The organism is Maribacter flavus (assembly GCF_008386635.1).
Taxonomy (GTDB): domain Bacteria; phylum Bacteroidota; class Bacteroidia; order Flavobacteriales; family Flavobacteriaceae; genus Maribacter; species Maribacter flavus.
The window spans coordinates 940,591-959,577 of the sequence record NZ_VUOE01000001.1 but is presented as its reverse complement, the minus strand read 5'-3'; the positions used below and the strand labels follow the sequence as shown (position 1 = coordinate 959,577).

Annotated in this window: 12 protein-coding genes; 7 read left to right on the top strand and 5 right to left on the bottom strand. The window is 43.0% G+C overall.

Annotated elements, in window-relative coordinates:
• Positions 1 to 117: 117 nt before the first annotated feature.
• Positions 118 to 1,203, top strand: a complete 1,086-nt coding sequence (locus F0361_RS04215; RefSeq protein WP_154917350.1) for a Gfo/Idh/MocA family protein — start codon at positions 118 to 120, stop codon at positions 1,201 to 1,203.
• A 229-nt stretch (positions 1,204 to 1,432) separates the two neighbouring features.
• Here the strand turns inward: F0361_RS04215 and F0361_RS04210 are convergent, their stop codons facing one another.
• Both F0361_RS04210 and F0361_RS04205 read right to left on the bottom strand, forming a co-directional pair.
• Entirely contained in the window at positions 1,433 to 2,785 is a 1,353-nt protein-coding gene (locus F0361_RS04210) for a TolB-like translocation protein (protein WP_246160802.1), read from the bottom strand.
• A gap of 99 nt (positions 2,786 to 2,884) precedes the next feature.
• Positions 2,885 to 3,778, bottom strand: a complete 894-nt coding sequence (locus F0361_RS04205; RefSeq protein WP_154917349.1) for a hypothetical protein — start codon at positions 3,776 to 3,778, stop codon at positions 2,885 to 2,887.
• 211 nt (positions 3,779 to 3,989) lie between these two features.
• On the opposite strand from F0361_RS04205, the gene F0361_RS04200 reads away from it, so the two are divergent.
• Entirely contained in the window at positions 3,990 to 5,105 is a 1,116-nt protein-coding gene (locus F0361_RS04200) for a Gfo/Idh/MocA family protein (RefSeq protein ID WP_154917348.1), read from the top strand.
• Positions 5,106 to 5,192: 87 nt separating this feature from the next.
• On the opposite strand, the gene F0361_RS04195 is transcribed toward F0361_RS04200, so the two are convergent.
• The 3 genes from F0361_RS04195 to F0361_RS04185 all read right to left on the bottom strand — a co-directional run bounded on the left by F0361_RS04195 (position 5,193) and on the right by F0361_RS04185 (position 7,996).
• Positions 5,193 to 5,849, bottom strand: coding sequence for an outer membrane beta-barrel protein (locus F0361_RS04195; RefSeq protein ID WP_154917347.1), 657 nt, complete (start codon positions 5,847 to 5,849; stop codon positions 5,193 to 5,195).
• 349 nt (positions 5,850 to 6,198) lie between these two features.
• On the bottom strand, positions 6,199 to 7,158 hold the full coding sequence (locus F0361_RS04190; RefSeq protein ID WP_154917346.1) for a 2-hydroxyacid dehydrogenase: 960 nt from the start codon (positions 7,156 to 7,158) through the stop codon (positions 6,199 to 6,201).
• A gap of 16 nt (positions 7,159 to 7,174) precedes the next feature.
• A complete protein-coding gene (locus F0361_RS04185; protein ID WP_154917345.1) occupies positions 7,175 to 7,996 on the bottom strand; it encodes a 3-keto-disaccharide hydrolase in 822 nt (273 codons plus the stop codon).
• Between the two features lie 128 nt (positions 7,997 to 8,124).
• On the opposite strand from F0361_RS04185, the gene dinB reads away from it, so the two are divergent.
• The 5 genes from dinB (at position 8,125) to F0361_RS04160 (ending at position 18,924) form a co-directional block, all read left to right on the top strand.
• Complete coding sequence (gene dinB / locus F0361_RS04180) at positions 8,125 to 9,339, top strand: DNA polymerase IV (protein ID WP_138257992.1); 1,215 nt, start codon at positions 8,125 to 8,127, stop codon at positions 9,337 to 9,339.
• 110 nt (positions 9,340 to 9,449) lie between these two features.
• Positions 9,450 to 12,482 (top strand): DNA polymerase III subunit alpha, encoded by a 3,033-nt coding sequence (locus tag F0361_RS04175; protein WP_154917344.1) that lies wholly within the window; start codon positions 9,450 to 9,452, stop codon positions 12,480 to 12,482.
• A gap of 395 nt (positions 12,483 to 12,877) precedes the next feature.
• Entirely contained in the window at positions 12,878 to 15,964 is a 3,087-nt protein-coding gene (locus F0361_RS04170) for a SusC/RagA family TonB-linked outer membrane protein (protein ID WP_154917343.1), read from the top strand.
• Positions 15,965 to 16,003: 39 nt separating this feature from the next.
• Entirely contained in the window at positions 16,004 to 17,749 is a 1,746-nt protein-coding gene (locus tag F0361_RS04165) for a RagB/SusD family nutrient uptake outer membrane protein (RefSeq protein ID WP_154917342.1), read from the top strand.
• A gap of 128 nt (positions 17,750 to 17,877) precedes the next feature.
• On the top strand, positions 17,878 to 18,924 hold the full coding sequence (locus tag F0361_RS04160) for a phosphatidylinositol-specific phospholipase C1-like protein (RefSeq protein ID WP_211361140.1): 1,047 nt from the start codon (positions 17,878 to 17,880) through the stop codon (positions 18,922 to 18,924).
• Positions 18,925 to 18,987: the final 63 nt, after the last annotated feature.

Sequence of the window (18,987 nt, the reverse complement as noted above, 5' to 3'; positions counted from 1 at the left end):
TCCTTTGTAAAGGATGTTTTTTTAGAATGTTTAGTAATAAGTCGAAAACCATTTTAAAGTATTGAAGATGATATCAAATCTTATTTTGTAATTTGATTTAAAATAGGACAGTAAATTATGAACCAGAGAAGAATTTTTATTAAGAATACGCTAATTGCAGGTGCGGCAGCAAGCTTTTCCCCAAGTTTTTTAATGTCTGCAACACGAACTAATAAAGAAAAACTGGGTGTCGCCTTGGTAGGATTGGGATATTATAGCACAGACCTTCTTGCACCGGCTCTTCAGTTGACCGAACATTGTGAACTGAAAGGCATTGTTACGGGGAGTCCAGAGAAAATTCCGGTTTGGCAGGAAAAATATGGTATTCAGGACAAGAATATTTATAATTATGAGAATTTTGATTCCATTGCCAACAATGAGGAAATTGATATAATTTATGTGGTTCTTCCTCCATCAATGCATATGGAATACACGGTTAGGGCTGCAAATGCAGGGAAACATGTTTGGTGTGAAAAGCCCATGGCAACCTCGGTAGAAGAATGTACAACGATGATAAACGCCTGCAAAAGTAATGGCGTAAAGCTGGCGATAGGATATAGATGCCAACATGACCCCAATATTCAAGCTTATATGAAAGTGGCCAAGGAAAGACCTTTTGGAAAGGTCAAAATGATAACATCGGCGGCCGGATATTTTGATGGAAGGACAGATCATTGGAAACAGAAAAAGGACCTGGGTGGAGGTGCCATGGGAGATATGGGGGTCTATGCATTGCAAGGTGCCAGGTTGGCTACTGGGGAGGAACCAATATCCGTATTGGCGCAGGCATCCACCACTAGGCCGGAGATTTACCATGAAGTTGAAGAGACCATGATGTTTCAGTTAGAGTTTCCCAGTGGAGCACTTGCTTCTTGCCAAACCAGTTTTGGAATACAGATGAACTATTTACATGTAAATTATGAGAAAGGCTGGCTCAAAATGGAACCGCATTCATCTTACAATGGAAATAAAGGTAGCATGTCTGATGGTACAATAATTAATTTTTCTATCAATAGCCAACAGGCAAAACAAATGGATGAGGACGCTTGGTCCATTAAGAACAATCAGAACATGTTGGTTCCTGGTGAGGAAGGTCTAAGGGACATAAGGGTAGTTGAGGCGATTTATAAATCTGCAAGACAAAATTGTGTGGTTAAATTGTAGCATCTGTCTTAAAATGAGTTTGGGATAAAGACATTGCAATGTTATCCTCTTAGGATTAAAGAGTAGGGATTTTTCTTTTTCTTGCAAAGTGTTTAAAATATTGAAAGAAAGCACCTTGCAAGTGCATATCTTGAAATGATTTGTTCAGTTCGACTCCCATCTCCAGTACAAAAGGGAAAGCCGAGATTCATGTCTTGGCTTTTTTATTTCAATACTTAACACTAAGTTTTCAATTCACGGAATAACTTACAAAGGCCAATTTCTTACTGTCCGGGCTCCAGGAGGGTACATTGATAGTTCCCTGGCCACCAAAGAAAACTGGAGTAATATCACGAATTTCCTTTGTTTCAACGTCCATCAGTCTTAGTTTGACCTGTTTTCCAAATAAGTGATTTTGTTTTTCATCGGTCGTGTATGCTATGTATACGATCCATTTACCATCTGGTGAAGGGTGCGGGAACCAATTGGATTTTTCATCAAATGTTAACTGTTCCGGTTTTTTTCCGTTGGCCAACATCCTCCAAATTTGCATGTGGCCCGTCCTGTAGGAGTTGAAATAAATATATTTTCCATCTGGGGAATACTCGGGTCCGTCGTCTAATCCTTCTGTTGTGGTAAGCCTTTTTTCCTCGCCACCTTTTACGCCAATAGTATAAACGTCGTAATTCCCATTCCGTTCCGCACAATAGGCCAAGGTTTTGCCGTTGGGCGACCAGCCATGCCAGTAAGAAGGGACTTTTGTGGTTACACGCTTTGGTGTTCCTCCACTTATGGGCATGATGAAGATTGCCGATTTATAGGATTTGGTGGAAGGATTATTTTTATCGTTGTGGCTTATGGCCAACCACTTGTTATCTGGCGAAATTCCATGATCATTGTTACACTTATTTGCAAAACCAGTATCAAGCAGGTTCAATTTTTTCGTGTTAAGGTCCAGGGTATATAGTTTTCCTTTACTGTTCACGATCAAATAACCTTCTGGATGCCAGTTGGGTGCCTCAAAATGTTCGTTGATTTGAAGAACCGTCTCAATGCGACCCGTTTCAATATCCACGGTTTGTATGTAGCTAGTCGTATCTATTTTGTTTTCAGCTGGATGATCGTAGAAATGCATGGATTGGCCAACCATTTTCCATTCACCATCGAACCTTTCCAAAAAACGGACTTCATAGGAAAGGCTTTCCTTACCTTGAACGTCCACCGAAACCTCATTATGTCCAACGATTGCAGAATTCCCATCAATACGTATTTTATGATTGCTGTGAAAGGCAAAACCACCGTTACCGATCATATTTGATGGAGGGTCCATCATTATGGACACGGGAACGTCAATAAAGCTGCCATCGGGTCTGGACATGACATTGATTGCATTGGAAGTCGCTTCCCAACATTCGGCATGTCCTTCCTTGTTACCCACTCGCCAGGTAAGTCCTTCTTTTTCCAATAGCTTTATAATTTCTACTGAGTCCTTTTCCCTTTGGGAGTGTATTGTCGTACAAAAGAGAATAGATAAAAGAGGAATGAGCTTCATTAGAAAACGCCCAATTTCAATAGTTGCCCAAAGCCTAAGTATCTGTTTCATTATAATTTACGTGACTTGTATAAAAGTACATATAAATTATCCAAAAATGACGGGCACTGGCTTTATGGACTCCAAGAGAATTAAATTGGGCTTTTGAGACTACTTGTTCACGCTGATCATCACCGCTTCACAACTTTGAAGGTCCGAGTTCAAGATCAGGTTTTCAGACTTTGACCCATCCGATATTTCTACGGATACCGTGTTGGGAGGGGCATCGCCCAAATTGTGCGCGTAGAGGAACAGGTCGTTGGATTTGTTGGGGTTTAGCTTTACCTTGAATTCCCGCTTGTAATAGGTCAAATAGTGTTTGGACACGACCGGCGAACCGTTGAGGTAGATGGATACAATGTCCCCGTCCTGTCTTCCATGGTCCCAAATTTTGATGGTAATGTTCTCACTGTCAAAGGAGAGTTCTTTCGTATAGGAGATTTTCCTGCCTTCAAACTCGTCCCTAAGAGCATTTTTCGTTTTTTGTGTTTCCTTGACCGTATTGGAAGATATTGTCTCGATTTTCTCTTTTTTATCCCGCTGTTTTCTTCTCATTTCGCGCTTTTCCTTTCGGGTCGGTTCCCGTTTCGTTTCTTGTGCCTGTTCGTGCTTTTTCTTTCGCTCGTCCGAAGCCTTGTTGGAAATTGAAAAAAACGGGGTTACGAACTTGGCTATGCTGTATTTGTCATCGGGGAAAAGCTCGATACCTACGACCTGATATTGATTACCGGAACCTATGTTTTTGGCAAGCGATATCCCGTCTGCCCTTCCATTGTTCTTGAAGGATCCAAGTTCCTGCACCACCATTTCATTACGTACCAAAAAGAACCGAATCGATTTTTCCGGACCAATATTTTGGGTGGTCCACTCCAAGGAAACCTCCTGGGGAATGGTCCAGACCGTACTTTGGTCCGGATTGGTGATCTCTATACTGGACTTGCTTTTTTGCGTAAATCCTTTGATGCCAACAAAACAAAAAAGAAATGCAATTAAAGGGTATTTCATGTAAAATTTAAAAATCAAAATATATCCACTTTTTCTAGTTTCGTTAAAGCTATAAAATTCGATGTTTTATGATAACGTATTTTCTGCCAAAATGTTGGGGGCAAATACTGGATTGTCCAAAACGGCATTTTTTATTTTGATATATTTAGCGAACCGGTATTAGGTGTATGAAAAACACTATTTTTATGTGGTTGATTTAAACTAGATTATCATGGCATCAAGAAGAAAATTTTTAGAGAATATCGCAATTTCATCAATTGGCGTTTCGCTGTTAAACAATCCGGCTCATCTTTTCGCTGCTCCTTCAGTAAAATATCAGGGGCCTATGCTACGAGTAGCCATTATGGGACTTGGAAGCTATGGTACTAGGGTGGCGGAAGCCATGTTGGACTGTAAAAAGGCTAAATTGGTGGGTGTCATCAGTGGAACCCCATCAAAAATTACCGATTGGCAATCCAAATACAAAATTCCCGCGAAGAACTGTTATAATTATGAGAATTTTGATGCGATAAAGGACAACAAGGATATAGACGCCGTATATGTCATTACCCCTAACGGATTGCATTGTGAACAGACCATTCGGGTGGCAAAGGCTGGAAAGCACGTCATTTGCGAAAAACCCATGGGAGTGAATGCCGAGGAAGGACAAAGAATGGTGGATGCCTGTAAGGCGGCCAATGTAAAATTGTTGATCGGTTATAGGATGCATTTTGAGCCCAAAACGGTGCACGTCATCCAAATGCGAAAAGATGGTGAATTCGGCCAGCCAAAATTTTTTCAGGGCCAGTCCGGTTTCGTTATCGGAGATCCTACGCAATGGCGGTTAGATAAGGAACTTGCCGGTGGCGGCGCCATGATGGATATAGGTATTTATTCCATAAATGGGGCCAGGTATGTTCTGGGTGAAGACCCTATCTGGGTGACCGCCCAGGAAACCAAGACAGATCCGGTGAAGTTTAGGGAAGGGGTGGATGAGACGATACAGTTTCAAATGGGATTTCCAAGCGGTGCTGTGGCCAATTGTCTGTCTACCTATAACATGAACAATTTGGACCGATTTTTCATGACCGGTACCAAGGGCTGGATGGAGATGAAACCATCCACCGGTTACGGTCCCATTCAAGGGCGCACCCACAAGGGCGAACTGGAGCAGCCCCATGTGACCCATCAAACCTTGCAAATGGACGGTATGGCAGAACTTATTTTTGAAGGAAAGCAGCCCATTGTGCCCGTAGATGGTGAGGAAGGGGTAAAAGATATGAAGATCATCGATGCTATTTTTAAAGCGGCGAAGAGTGGGGAGAAGATACAGATCGAATGGACTTAGTCTTCTAAAATAAAACAGCATATTAAAATACAGAGCGTCGGATTTGATATCAAAGTTTAAATCCGACGCTTTCTGTAAAGTTCGTGCTCAAAAATAATAAGTCAATCCAAGAAATATATTGGAGGCATCCAGGTTTAAATTGAAACTATCTAATTTGGTGCTCCTGCCATCCTCGTATTCAGTCTCGTAATAGGAATAACCCAATGCCCCTATACTACTTTCCAAGGCCCATTTATTTCCAATAAAATAGGTGATTCCAGGTCGTATACCAAGGAACATATTATAACCTTTGGATTCGTTACCTGAATCGATGGGGTCATCCGTATTGGTCCAAATTCTATCATAGCCCATCTCTCCTTGGACATAGAGCGATAATTGTTTTCCAATTCCTTTGTAAAATCGTATGTAGGGTGTCGCCCCAATTGAATTGCTTGTGCTATATATGATATTATTAGTTGTGGGCGATAGGAAAGCATTTTCGTTTTTGTTATGGGCATATCTCAACCCAAGTCCAATCTGTAGATTATCTTTGACTAGATAGCCCAAATGAGGGGCAATTTGAACACCTGTTGTGTTCACTTCCCTTTGGTCGTTCATTGCTCCAATTTCATAGCTTCTAAAGTTTAGTGCAGCTGCACCGCTTAAACTTAACTGACCTTTTTCAATGACCAATTTTTCTTCGGGCTCTTGGGCCGAGGCGGTAAGACAGACCAAAAGAATTGTAAATAGTGAAATTTTTTTCATAAGGATTGTGATTTTATATTCCCTAAACCATGCTCAACTATTATACCGTATTATTTAAAATTTATAGATTTAACCTTTACGTAATCACTTCATAAAGCTATGGTTTAATGTAGTGGATTAATGTTTTTTGTTGAAGTATAGACTACAGGTAAAACTGTTCGTTCGATTATGATTAATCATAGCTTTTAAGGGAGACACATTATCGATAATTTAAGCCTTAGGCAATTATTTTGGATGCAGCTGAGGGCATTCAACAACTAGGATACTTTTTCAACCTATATTATTGATGCGGTAACCAATTTGTATGATTTTGGACTTAGGAAAATTGGAGGTAATAATTTTGTATTTTTTAGTCAACCAGGTTTGTCAACGGTTCGCCTCTTGAAAATTGAATGATGTTCAAGGCCGCCAATCGGGACATTTCGTTGCGGGCCTCAACGGTCGCGGAACCGATGTGGGGAGTGATCGCTACATTTTCCATGTTCAGTAGGGGATTGTCCTTATTCATGGGTTCTGGATTGGTAACATCGAGACCGGCTCCCCATATGACCTTATTTTGTAAAGCTTCAATGAGGCTTTTTTCATCGTGTAGACCTCCTCTGGCCGTATTTATAAAAATGGCCGAAGATTTCATTTTGGAAAATACATCGGCATTAAACAATCCCTTTGTTTCATTTGAAAGCCCGGCATGAACGGATAGTACATCGCTTTCTTTCAATAATTCCTCAAAGGATACATAGCTCGCATCCAGCTCATTTTCCATCTCCGGGTTGGGTGTCCTGTTATGATAAATGACTTTCATATTATAGGCCCCTCGGCAGCGTCTGGCGAATTCGCTTCCTATTCGTCCCATCCCAAAAATGCCGACTGTTTTCCCTTTTAGCTCCATGCCCAAATTGGCTTGTGGCCTAAAATGTCCCCAATCCCCGGATATAATGGTCTTATGCATATGGAACATTTTTCTGGAGACGGCCAGCATCAATGCAAAGGCAATGTCTGCAGTGGCATCGGTCATGGCATTCGGGGTATTGGTGACCGGGATACCCAATTCCGTCGCTTTTTCTATATCGATGTTGTTATAGCCCACGGCAAATTGCGAAATGAGCTTTAAATGTTTGTTCTTTTCCAGAAAATCGGCATCCAACGTATAAATACTAGAGGACAATAGTATATCGTGTTTCTTAGTGGCCTGGATAAGTTCTTCCCGGGTCATAGGGATATCATTTTTCCAAACGGTAACATCCAATCCTTCTTGTTTGAGCATTTCTATACCCAAGGGAGGAAAGTTCAAGGAAACCAATACTTTCATGGTGATAGTTTTTGGGCTAGTTGTATGGTAAGAGTTCTATTTTTCTAAAATCGATGGGGTGGCTGTTGGATTGCAGGGAAATATAGCCACTTTTTACCGTGGAATCACCTTCTTTGATAAAGGCCCTTGCAAATTCGTTTTCTGGATCATATACGGGATTGGTATAGCTCATGATTTCCTCCCCGTTTACAAAGTGCTTCATTTTTCCGTCTTGTACATCAATTTCAACCGTTATCCATTGATCTCCGTGGAAGGTTTTGGCCACTTTGGCCGGATTGCAGAACAGGTCACTTCGTTCCCCATCTATCTCTACCTTCATTCCTATACCGCAAATAGCGCCTAGAGGTCTGTCATCGGTACCACTGCCCCCGTGCAGATTGTACTCCAGACAAATGGGGAAACCTTGGTTCAATTGAACAGTATTGGGCGGTTGGGTGTGTATTTGTACCCCGCTGTCCCTATAGCCCCATTCCGGGGCACCGGGAGCGGTTTCGCCCACAAACCGATATTCTACTTTTAATCGGTAATCCATTAATTCCTTATTATAGAAAAGGGCACCGAAGCGCTCGCCAAATTCGGGGCCGTATCCATCGTAACGTATTTTTAGGATACTGTCCTCTACCCTAAAAGTATTTCCAAAATTCTCCCCTAATGGGTATCCGTTTATCTTCATGGTCCAACCGTTGAGGTCTTCACCATTAAAAATGGCTATCCATTGATCTTTGGGTTGTTCCGGAACAACTTTTTCAGCGGCTTTTTTGTTGTCCTTACAGCTGGTTGAACAGATAAAAGCGGTTAGTAAAAGACCCTTGCAGAGCAATGCGACAGGTTTTATCATAGTTTTTCAATTTTTAGAATGGATTTTAAAAATAATCATATTCTGCATGTAAAGGCATAAAATAAAGATGGATTATTTCCAATAATATGGATTTATTCCATAAATTAGTCTTCCTTTTTTAATCGATGATGGACAAGACGATTTTACATTTGGATTTGGATACCTTTTTTGTGTCCGTAGAGCGTAGACTGGACAGTAAACTGTTGAAGAAACCTATCCTTGTGGGTGGGTTGAGTGACCGTGGGGTGGTAGCGGCATGTAGTTATGAGACCCGTGGATATGGTGTGCACTCCGGCATGCCCATGAAAATGGCCAAGGAACTTTGCCCCGAAGCGATACAGATTAGGGGAAACGCAGGGACCTACAGTCAATTTTCAGATGTGGTCACGGATATCATCAAGGAAAGCGTGCCCCTTTTTGAAAAGTCCAGTATCGATGAATTCTATGCCGATCTTACAGGGATGGACCGTTTTTTTGGAGCCTATAAATATGCCTCTGAACTACGGCACAGAATTATCAGGGAAACCGGGCTCCCTATTTCCTTTGGACTTTCGGTCAACAAAGTAGTCTCCAAAGTGGCTACCAATGAGGCGAAGCCCAATAACCAATTGAAGATAGATTACGGCCTGGAAAAACCCTTTTTGGCCCCACTTTCCATAAAAAAGATTCCCATGGTGGGCGATAAGACCTATCAAACGCTCAGGAATCTGGGATTACGGAAGGTGCGGACCATACAGGAAATGCCCATGGACGTCATGCAGCGCGTTCTTGGTAAAAATGGCACGGTCATTTGGAAAAGGGCCAATGGCATAGATCATTCCCCGGTGGTCCCGTTTTGTGACCGAAAGTCCATTTCTACGGAGCGTACCTTTGATCAGGACACTATTGACGTGGCAAAGTTGAAAGGGATCCTTATCGCCATGACGGAGAACCTGGCCTACCAGCTCCGCCGGGGCGAAAAGTTAACGGCCTGCATTACGGTAAAGATTCGCTATTCTGATTTTAATACCTATTCCAAGCAGTTGCGGATTCCCTATACGAGTGCGGACCATATCCTGATTCCCAAAATTTTGGAACTGTTCAGGGTACTTTATAACCGAAGGTTATTGGTGCGGTTGATAGGTATCCGGTTCAGTCATTTGGTATCGGGCAATTATCAGATCAATCTTTTTGACGATACCGAGGAGCGGCTCAACCTGTACCATGCCATGGACCATATTAGGAACCGCTTTGGGGAAAAGAGCGTGGTTAGGGCCTCGGCCATGGGAAAGAATACCATTGGACGCATGCACAATCCGTTCGATGGGAGACCGCCCATCGTGCTGGCGCATCGGAAACAGTAAAAATTAGTTACTGGTTGTTAGTTGCTAGTTGTTAGAATTAGATGTTATTGATTACCAACAACCAACAACTAGTAGCTTTTGAACTTGACACTTGAACTTGAATTTGCCCCTTGTATTTAAACTGCCACACATATTACAGTTTGCGCTACGGAACCTTTTCCGAAGAGGAACTTCTGCGCATGGCACAAAAAAATAGGGTGTCGAAATTGGTACTGACCGATATCAACAACACGTCCGCGGCGCTGAATTTTGTACGCAAGGCCCCTGAATATGATGTACGTCCCCTATTGGGAATCGATTTTAGAAATGGTGTCGACCCCTGTTTTATAGGCATAGCCAAAAACAACGAAGGCTATTTGGAACTGAACAATTTCCTGTCCAAACATCTTCATGAGGAAAAAAGGTTCCCTTCCCGGGCTCCACGCTTTCAAAATGCCTATGCAGTCTATCCTTTTGAAAAGGTGCTTCTCAATGAAATGGTACACTTTGGGGCACACGAGTTTATAGGAATATCGATAGCAGACCTGCGTAAGTTGCCATTTTCAAGAATAAAGGGGTTGAGGGACAAGTTGGTGGTGCAACAACCGGTGACCTTTCGGCATAAGGGCGATTTCAATGCCCATAGGTTGCTACGGGCCATTGATAGGAATGTGCTGTTAAGCAAGTTGGAGAAAACGGAGGAAGGCAGCGAGGATGAAAAAATGTATCCTATAGAGAATCTAGTGGCCGCTTTTTCAGAATACTCCTTTATCTTGGAAAACACGGAAAAATTGTTGAACACCTGTTCCATCCATTTTGATTTTTCAAAGGACAGGGTTTCCCAAAACCTACGAACCTATACGGGATCCAAGGAGGAAGATGATACAATGATCGAGCGATTGTGTAGGGAAGGCCTACCGTACCGATACCAAGAGGTGGGCGAGGAGATCATGGAGCGTTTGAAGAAGGAGTTGGGGCTGATCAAGGAAAAAGGTTTTGTTTCCTATTTCCTGATCAACTGGGATATTATTTCCTATGCGCGAAAACGTGGATTCTTTTACGTGGGCAGGGGTAGCGGCGCCAATAGTATCGTGGCTTATCTGTTGCGAATTACCGATGTGGACCCCATGGAACTCGACCTATATTTTGAGCGCTTCATAAACCTCTATCGAACCAACCCCCCGGATTTTGATATCGATTTTTCACACCATGATCGACCGGTGATGACCCAATATATATTTGACCGTTTTGAGCATGTGGCCCTTTTGGGTACCTACGTTACTTTTAAGGAAAGGGGCGTTATCCGTGAGTTGGGGAAGGTATTTGGGCTTCCAAAAAATGAAATCGATTTTCTCGCCGAAGGAAAGTTCGATCCGGGAAAGCTTGATGAGGTGGCACGGCTGGTGTTGAAATACGGTCGGTTGATCATGGGAATGCCCAATTATCTGAGCATTCATGCCGGAGGTATTTTGATCAGCGAAAGGCCCATACATTGGTTTTCGGCCACGCATTTGCCGCCCAAAGGGTTTCCTACCACACAGTTCGATATGGTGATATCTGAAGACGTGGGACTTTATAAGTTCGATATTTTGGGCCAAAGGGGCCTCTCGAAAATTAAGGAATCCTTGGAGATCATCGCCTATAACCGCATGGGTAATACCCAGGAAATCGATATCCACGATGTCAAAAAGTTCAAAAAAGATCCCAGGATCAACAACCTGATCAAGACGGCCCAATGCATGGGGTGTTTTTATGTGGAGTCCCCTGCCATGCGGATGCTGTTGAAAAAGCTGGAAGTGGATAATTACCTGGGCCTTGTGGCTGCCAGTTCCATCATCCGTCCAGGGGTTGCCAAAAGCGGTATGATGCGGGAGTACATCCTAAGGCATAGGGAAAAGGGGAGGACAGCCGAGAAGGCGCATCCGGTCATGTTGGATATTATGCCGGAGACCTATGGGGTCATGGTCTATCAGGAAGATGTGATCAAAGTGGCCCACTATTTTGCCGACCTTGATTTGGGCGAAGCCGATGTGTTACGGCGGGGAATGAGCGGAAAGTTTCGTTCGCGGGAAGAGTTTGAAAAGGTACGTTTAAAATTTATCGAGAATTGCCGCAAAAAGGGAGAGCCGGACAGTGTTATTTTTGAGGTGTGGGAGCAGATAGCCAGTTTTGCCGGCTATGCCTTTGCCAAGGGACATTCCGCTTCGTATGCGGTGGAAAGCTATCAGACCCTGTTCTTAAGGGCCTACTATCCCTTGGAATATATGGTGGCCGTGCTTAATAACGGGGGCGGTTTCTACCGGACGGAATTCTATGTCCACGAAGCCCGCATGCTGGGGGCTACCATACACCCGCCCTGTGTCAATAGGAGCAATCATAACAATGTAATCTACGGAGAAGCTATTTTCTTGGGACTGGGCTATTTACGCGATTTGGAAAGCAGGGTAGCGGAACGTATCCTCAGGGAAAGGAGTCGGGAAGGAATATTTACCTCCTTGGAGGATTTCTTGGACCGCGTGGTCATATCCATAGAACAGATAAGTATTCTTATACGTATCGATGGGTTCCGGTTTACGGGAGTCAACAAACACCAATTATTGTGGAAGGCCCATTTGTTTCTCAACAGGGGGACAAAGCTGGAGCACCCAAAGCTTTTTCCGGCCGTACATCAAAATTTTAGGATTCCCCCATTGCATACCAGTGATCAAGAGGACGCCTTTACCCAATTGGAACTATTGGGTTTTTGTCTGTGCAGTCCGTTCGAGCTCTTGGCAGAACCTCCAAAGAATACGAACGGGAGCAAGGATCTAATGAACTATGTAAACGGTTATATAGATATTTATGGGTATTTGGTTACGGTGAAAAATACGAGTACCCATACGGGGAAGCGTATGTATTTCGCCACGTTGGTAGATCAGCAGGGAATGGTTTTCGATACGGTGTTGTTTCCACCGGTAGCTGCCAAGTATGCTTTTAGGGGCAGGGGTATTTATCGGTTTTACGGAAAGGTGGTGAGCGAGTTCGATTTCTTGAGCATCGAAGTCATCAAAATGCGCAAGGAGGATTACATCCCGGATCCACGTTATGCCGATATGAAGACCAGTGCCAGAATTTTTTCCGATAAAAAGAATGCAGCTTCACCTTCAGAACTCAAGTTGGAATAGGGAAACTACAATTGGAATAAATCGCTCTTAGTAGAGTAGAAGCAATACAGTATAAATGGCAAGAAGGATAATACACTTTTTCATAATGTATTGGATTTGGTGTTCGATTATTTATACCGCTAAAGTATACAGAACAGCTACTTTCTTGGCAAACTCTTCGAACACCCGAGGGAAATAATCGGTAAAAACCATTTTTCCGTCTTTGGATCACCAAAAAATATCGATGGAAAGCGTCCTACCTCATTTTAAATTAAACTAATCATAAAGTATCCGTAACCTACCACCTACTTCTTAAGAATTACTTTTGATCGGAAATCTAAAAACAAAAAAGAGCCTGCGGCAACAGGCTCTCTAAAAAGCATCGAAAATCACTAAAACTTCAACACTTTAAAACTATGTATCTTAAAAACCGACTAACTAAAATCGGCTTTATCTTACTTTTTGCGATTTTAGGAAGCAGTTTCCTCTTCGGGAACTCAAAAACTACCAATAAAAGTATTGAAAAAGAATGGGGATCTGTAGAGGATTCCTATGATTTTATATTTTTTCTGGAACAGAACCCAATAACCGGACAGGTTACGGATGAAACGGGAGCCCCACTTCCTGGTGCGTCCGTGTTGGAAAAAGGAACCAGTAACGGCTCCATTACAGACTTTGATGGTAATTTCACCATCAATGTAAGCTCTGGGGCAACTTTGCAAATTTCCTATTTGGGCTATAGTTCCAAGGAGATAGTGGTAGGCAATAATTCCATTATAAATGTACAATTGGAGCCGGATGCCACGCAATTGGACGATGTAGTGGTCGTAGGTTACGGGACCCAAAGGAAATCTGATATTACAGGTGCTATTGCATCGGTTAAAAGCGAAGATTTCAATCAGGGAGTGGTAACCAACCCTGGGGAATTACTTCAAGGTAAATTGGCAGGGGTGAACATCGCGGCAAATAGCGGAGAGCCCGGTGCGGCACAAAATGTGATTATCAGAGGGGTTGGAAGTTTGCGTTCAGGTACACAGCCGCTTTATGTGGTTGATGGCTTTTTACTGGACAATGCTAACAATGGTTTTGATACCAACCCTTTGAATTTTTTGAACCCCAGCGATATAGCAAGCATTGATGTGCTAAAAGATGCCAGTGCTACCGCGGTATACGGATCACGAGCCTCCAATGGAGTCGTTGTGATTACTACAAAGAGGGGAAGAACGGGCAAAACCGAAATGAATTTCTCGGCGTCCACGGCTTTTTCCACCATTTCAAACAAGATCGATGTATTTGATGCGGACACCTTTCGCAACCAAGTAGTAGCGGTAGGTGGTACGCTGGAAGATTTTGGGGCCAATACCAATTGGCAGGACGAATTGACACAAACCGCGGTATCCAACAATGTAAACTTTTCCATGAGTGGCGCCACAACGGAAAAATTTGCCTATTTCGCTTCGGTGGGGTACCAAGAACAAGAGGGTGTTTTGCAAAACAGCAACCTTGAACGCTATTCGGGCAAATTGAACATGAACCAAAAAGCGTTCAACGGTAAGTTGAACGTTGATTATAACCTCACCGCCTCGCGTACCCAAAATTTGAGACCTGTAATAACAGGAACCATAAGTGATATGCTCAGTTTGAACCCCACGATTCCCGCACTTACAAACGGTGTTCCAACAATTTTGAACACAAACGCCTTAAATCCGTTAAAAAGGAACGAACTCTTTAGCGATACTGCCATCAACAATCGTATTTTGGCCAGTATTTCGCCTTCAGTTACAATTTTCGACGGTTTGGTCTATAAATTAAACCTAGGGGTCGACTATTCAACTACCACAAGGGACGAACAGTACAGACCTTTTCCAGAGGTCGTAAATGAATCCAATATCTCACAGGGCTCATTGGAGAGCACAATCAGTTCCAATACGAATGAACTGGTTGAAAATACGCTAACGTATAATTGGAACAATGAGGTTCATAATGTAACCGTACTTGCGGGACATTCCTATCAGAAATTTTTAGAAGAGGGGAGAACCTTTTTTTATAGAGGTTTCGCCAACAATAATATTGAGCCACGGTTCCAAGACCAGACCAATACGGATGAATTTCCAACTACGGTAACAGCTGCCGCAGAGCAGAACGAGCTACAATCGTTCTTTGGAAGGGCCAACTATACCTATGATGATAGATATCTTGTGACTGCCACCTTGCGTGCAGATGGTTCTTCAAAATTTGGTGCAAATAACAAATATGGGTATTTCCCTGCATTTGCACTTGGCTGGAATATTAGCAATGAGAATTTTATGGCCAACTCCGTATTTGATAACCTTAAGCTGCGCGCAAGTTGGGGACAAACAGGTAACCAAGAAATCCCCTCCAAAATTACAAAGGCCAGTTTTTCGGAAGATAGATTGTTAACGGGTGCAGGGAGCCTAAGTACCTACCCCATCGATACCCAGGGCAACTCCATTGACGATTATCCGTTCGGTATCGTTTTTACCCGTTTGGCGAACCCCGATCTACAATGGGAGGTTTCCACACAAATTGATTTAGGTCTTGATTTTGCGCTATTCGACTATAAATTGACGGGTACGTTGGATTATTTCAATAAAGTTTCTTCTAATATCTTATTGGAAGTAGTGCCCGCAGACCCCGTGGAACCTACCTCTACTTTCTGGGATAATATCGACAATATGGAAATCCATAACAGTGGCGTCGAATTGGCATTGGACTACAACAGCAATTCACAGGGCGATTTTTCATATAACATTGGGGGCAACGTCACCTATATTCAAAACGAAGTAAGGGATTCACCCTATTCGGTCCTTACTACAGGAGCGGCGCAAGGGTCCGGACAAACAGGTGCAACCATTAATGGGTATATCAACAACGAGCCAATAGGTGCTTTCTACATGCTTGAATTCGATGGTATTGGAGCCGATGGTCTTAACCAGTTCAAGGACACTAATGGAGATGGTGCCGTCTTGGATGATGACCGTAGGGTAGTGGGCAGTGCCATCCCTGATTTTATCTACGCGTTTTATGCGAACTTCAAGTACAAGGCTTTTGATTTGGGGCTAAACTTCAATGGGGTAGCCGGTAATGAAGTATACAATCACACAACAATGTCCCTTTTCAACAAAGCGCAATTGGGTAGGTCTAACAACACTACGGATTTTGCCGTGCAGTTTCCCAATGAGTCGTTGAGCAATTCGAATACGGTATCCACCCGCTATCTAGAGGATGGTTCGTTCTTACGTTTGAACAACGCCACGCTAGGGTATAATTTGAGCGCGGAAAAGGTCGGCTTGGGGGATGCCCTTCAAAACATCCGTTTTTCGATAACCGGGCAAAACCTTTTCGTTCTTACCAATTATACCGGTTTTGACCCAGAAGTCAATACGGGCGCTACCCAAGGCGAAATACAGACCTTTGGTATCGACCGGTTTACATATCCAAGAGCAAGGACCTTACTTTTCGCTCTTAACGTAACATTTTAATGAAAAACAAAGGATTTTAAAATCACATAAAAAAGTATCATGAAAACTATTAGAATTTATAGAGCATTACCGATAGTGCTATTTTTAGTTGCATTTTTTGGTTGCACGGACTTGGAGGAGGATGTACTGGACGAGTCGCTTACCGGGACCGGTCAGGCTGAAATTGTAAGTGGTTCCATTGCGCCCGTTTACGGTCTACTTAGAAATGTATGGCTTCATACACGTAATTTTGGTCTCCAGGAAATCGCTTCGGATGAAGCCATAATTCCCAACCGTGGTGGGAGGGACTGGTTTGACGGTGGCAAGTTCATCGCAGTGCATCAACATCTTATGACCCCTGGTAATAGTCTCGTGGGCGATTCCTGGAACGAAATAACCTTATCCATATCCAGGGCGGTCATCGCCATTGATAGACTGCGTCCTGAGGCTGATAACGGAAATGCCGAGGCGCAAGGCGCTTTGCACGAAATGATCGCCGCAAGGGCCTATCTCAATATGTTGGCGCTGGATAATTGGGGAATTGTTTTTAAAAAAGAAAGTTCAGAAGAAATATCCCAAATCCTTAGAGCGCAAGAAGCTGTGGATTATATTGAAAGTGAACTATTGTCCGTGGTTGAAGTTATCAATAACGACCAAGGTCCCGGTAGGTTTACCAAAGATGCGGTGAAGGCCCTTTTGGCCCGATTGTACTTGAATTCCGCCGTATACCGCGATCCTTATGGTACACCCAATTTTTTGGATGCCGATATGGATAAGGTAATTCAATATACCAATGATATCATTTCGGGACCCTACTCTTTGTCACCGGAGTATTTTGACATATTCAATGACGACAACAATAGCAACCCTGAAGTTATATTTTCGCTCGATCAAAGGGGCGTTTTGCAGACAGAACACAGTCGTTGGCAGTACTGGTCCATATCGGGCGATCAAATTCCAAGACCGGAATTCCCCAATACACGAGGCACCGATGCCGCTGCGGCAACCCCTGATTTCATTCAGACGTGGGCAGATGCCTATGGCAATGTTGATGCGGCCGTGGCCGATGCCCGTTTCTTTCAAGAGAACACCGTAATCCCAGAAAATCTTAGAGACCTCACTGGGGTAAACCCAAACAACGATGCGGACCATTTTTACTGCGTTCCGGCTGAGGAGTTTGAAATTGATAGGGGTATACTTCGAGGAATAATTTGGGGACCTCGAAAAGATGAAGGGGGGAATATTTTGACCTGTGATGATGGGTCTGTCCGTATTTATCCCGTCATAAACAGAAGGACAAGCGGTGCGGACCTTAAGTATGTGGACCATAACCTTGACGTTAATTTTACGGATGAGGGCAGTCTTCACAACACTGGACATCGGTTTTCGAAATATCAATTCAGCCGTACAGCTCCCAATTGCTGTAGCAACAGTAGCGTGGATATAGTATTGCTTCGTTTGGGTGAGATTTATTTGATGCGGGCCGAAGCAAAACTCCGTAAAGGGGACAATGCCGGTGCCTTGGCAGATATTAATACCCTTAGAACCTCAAGAACCGCCAGGCCTGAGCAGACGCCCGAAGCACTTGCAACGATTGACCTTGATATTCTATTTCGTGAATCTGGATTTGAGCTCTATTGGGAAGGACTGAGAAGAACATACCAAATCCGTTTTGGCAAATATGAGGGCTCCTGGACGGGCAAGACGGATAGCGATCCAAACAAAAGATTGTTTCCCATTCCTCAGAGAGCGATAGATGGAGCATCTAGTGTAGAGGGATTTTTGGTGCAAAATCCCGGTTATTGATGCTCTATATTAAATTAAATACGGCCGGTATGAAAATACCTGCCGTATTTTCCTTTTCTGGGGGTTTTAAATTAGTTTGAACGGGTTAATCGCAATCTATGAAAATGCATAAGCAAATACAGGTATTTATGATTTTAATACTTCCTGTTTTTTGTCTTTCCCAGGAATATGGGAAAGGAAATGTACGGCTGAACGATATCCAGGTGATCGGAAGTCACAATAGTTACAAAATAGGAATTGAAAAGCCTTTATGGGAGTATCTATTTCAATTGGATTCATCAATGGCAAAATCGCTTCAATATGAGCATATCCCATTGACCCAACAGTTGGATTTAGGACTTAGAAACCTGGAACTTGATGTATTTCACGACCCTCAAGGTGGAGACTATTCCAATCCAAAAGGATTGGATATTGTAGAGCTATCGGGAGAAAAATTCTTGCCGTTCGATAGGGAGAAAAAATTAAACAAACCCGGCCTCAAAGTATTTCATGTTCAGGATATAGATTTTAGAAGCCACCAATTACTTTTTCAAGAGGCGCTGCAGGAACTTTTGGCCTGGTCCAACAAGAACCCGGAGCATACTCCTATCTTCATCACGTTGAACACTAAAGACGGGATAATACCGCAACTAAAGGATCCTTTGGTTTTTGATGCCGATGCATTCGAAAACTTGGATAAAGAGATAAAAACGGTTCTCCCAAACGAAAAATTGATAACTCCGGATTTGGTAAAGGGGGATGAAGAATCTTTGAAGGAGGCAATACTTGGCGATGGATGGCCCAGTTTGGACGAGGTAAAGGGGCGTTTTCTTTTTGTCTTGGATGAAGGAGATAACAAAAGTGATTTATACCTTAAAAAATTTCCTTTATTAAAGGATGCGGTACTATTTATCAATAAACCGGAGGGAAGTCCAGAAGCGGCCTTTATGATCGTAAATGATCCGGTTGGGAATTTTGACAAAATCCGGAATTTGGTTTCCAAGGGTTTTATAGTCCGCACTCGTGCGGATTCGGGAACGGTTGAGGCAAGAAATAATGACTATACAAGGTTTGAGAAAGCTAAAGCTTCGGGTGCCCAAATAATTACTACCGATTATTATCTGCCGAGCAAATTTTTTGAATCGCGCTACAAAGTTGATTTTGGTATGGGTAAATTTGAGAGAATAAAAGAATAGCGCAACCTACAAATTCCGCAAACCTAGATTTCCTTGTGGCCTCTTTCTAGAACAACAACCATA

Excerpts from the sequence above, each read along its gene's own strand:
- F0361_RS04190 (WP_154917346.1), bottom strand. The coding sequence starts at position 7,158 with ATGAAAGTATTGGTTTCCTTGAACTTTCCTCCCTTGGGTATAGAAATG.
- F0361_RS04185 (WP_154917345.1), bottom strand. The coding sequence starts at position 7,996 with ATGATAAAACCTGTCGCATTGCTCTGCAAGGGTCTTTTACTAACCGCT.
- F0361_RS04205 (WP_154917349.1), bottom strand. The coding sequence starts at position 3,778 with ATGAAATACCCTTTAATTGCATTTCTTTTTTGTTTTGTTGGCATCAAA.
- F0361_RS04165 (WP_154917342.1), top strand. The coding sequence starts at position 16,004 with ATGAAAACTATTAGAATTTATAGAGCATTACCGATAGTGCTATTTTTA.
- F0361_RS04200 (WP_154917348.1), top strand. The coding sequence starts at position 3,990 with ATGGCATCAAGAAGAAAATTTTTAGAGAATATCGCAATTTCATCAATT.
- F0361_RS04160 (WP_211361140.1), top strand. The coding sequence starts at position 17,878 with ATGATTTTAATACTTCCTGTTTTTTGTCTTTCCCAGGAATATGGGAAA.
- dinB (WP_138257992.1), top strand. The coding sequence starts at position 8,125 with ATGGACAAGACGATTTTACATTTGGATTTGGATACCTTTTTTGTGTCC.
- F0361_RS04170 (WP_154917343.1), top strand. The coding sequence starts at position 12,878 with ATGTATCTTAAAAACCGACTAACTAAAATCGGCTTTATCTTACTTTTT.
- F0361_RS04215 (WP_154917350.1), top strand. The coding sequence starts at position 118 with ATGAACCAGAGAAGAATTTTTATTAAGAATACGCTAATTGCAGGTGCG.
- F0361_RS04195 (WP_154917347.1), bottom strand. The coding sequence starts at position 5,849 with ATGAAAAAAATTTCACTATTTACAATTCTTTTGGTCTGTCTTACCGCC.
- F0361_RS04210 (WP_246160802.1), bottom strand. The coding sequence starts at position 2,785 with ATGAAACAGATACTTAGGCTTTGGGCAACTATTGAAATTGGGCGTTTT.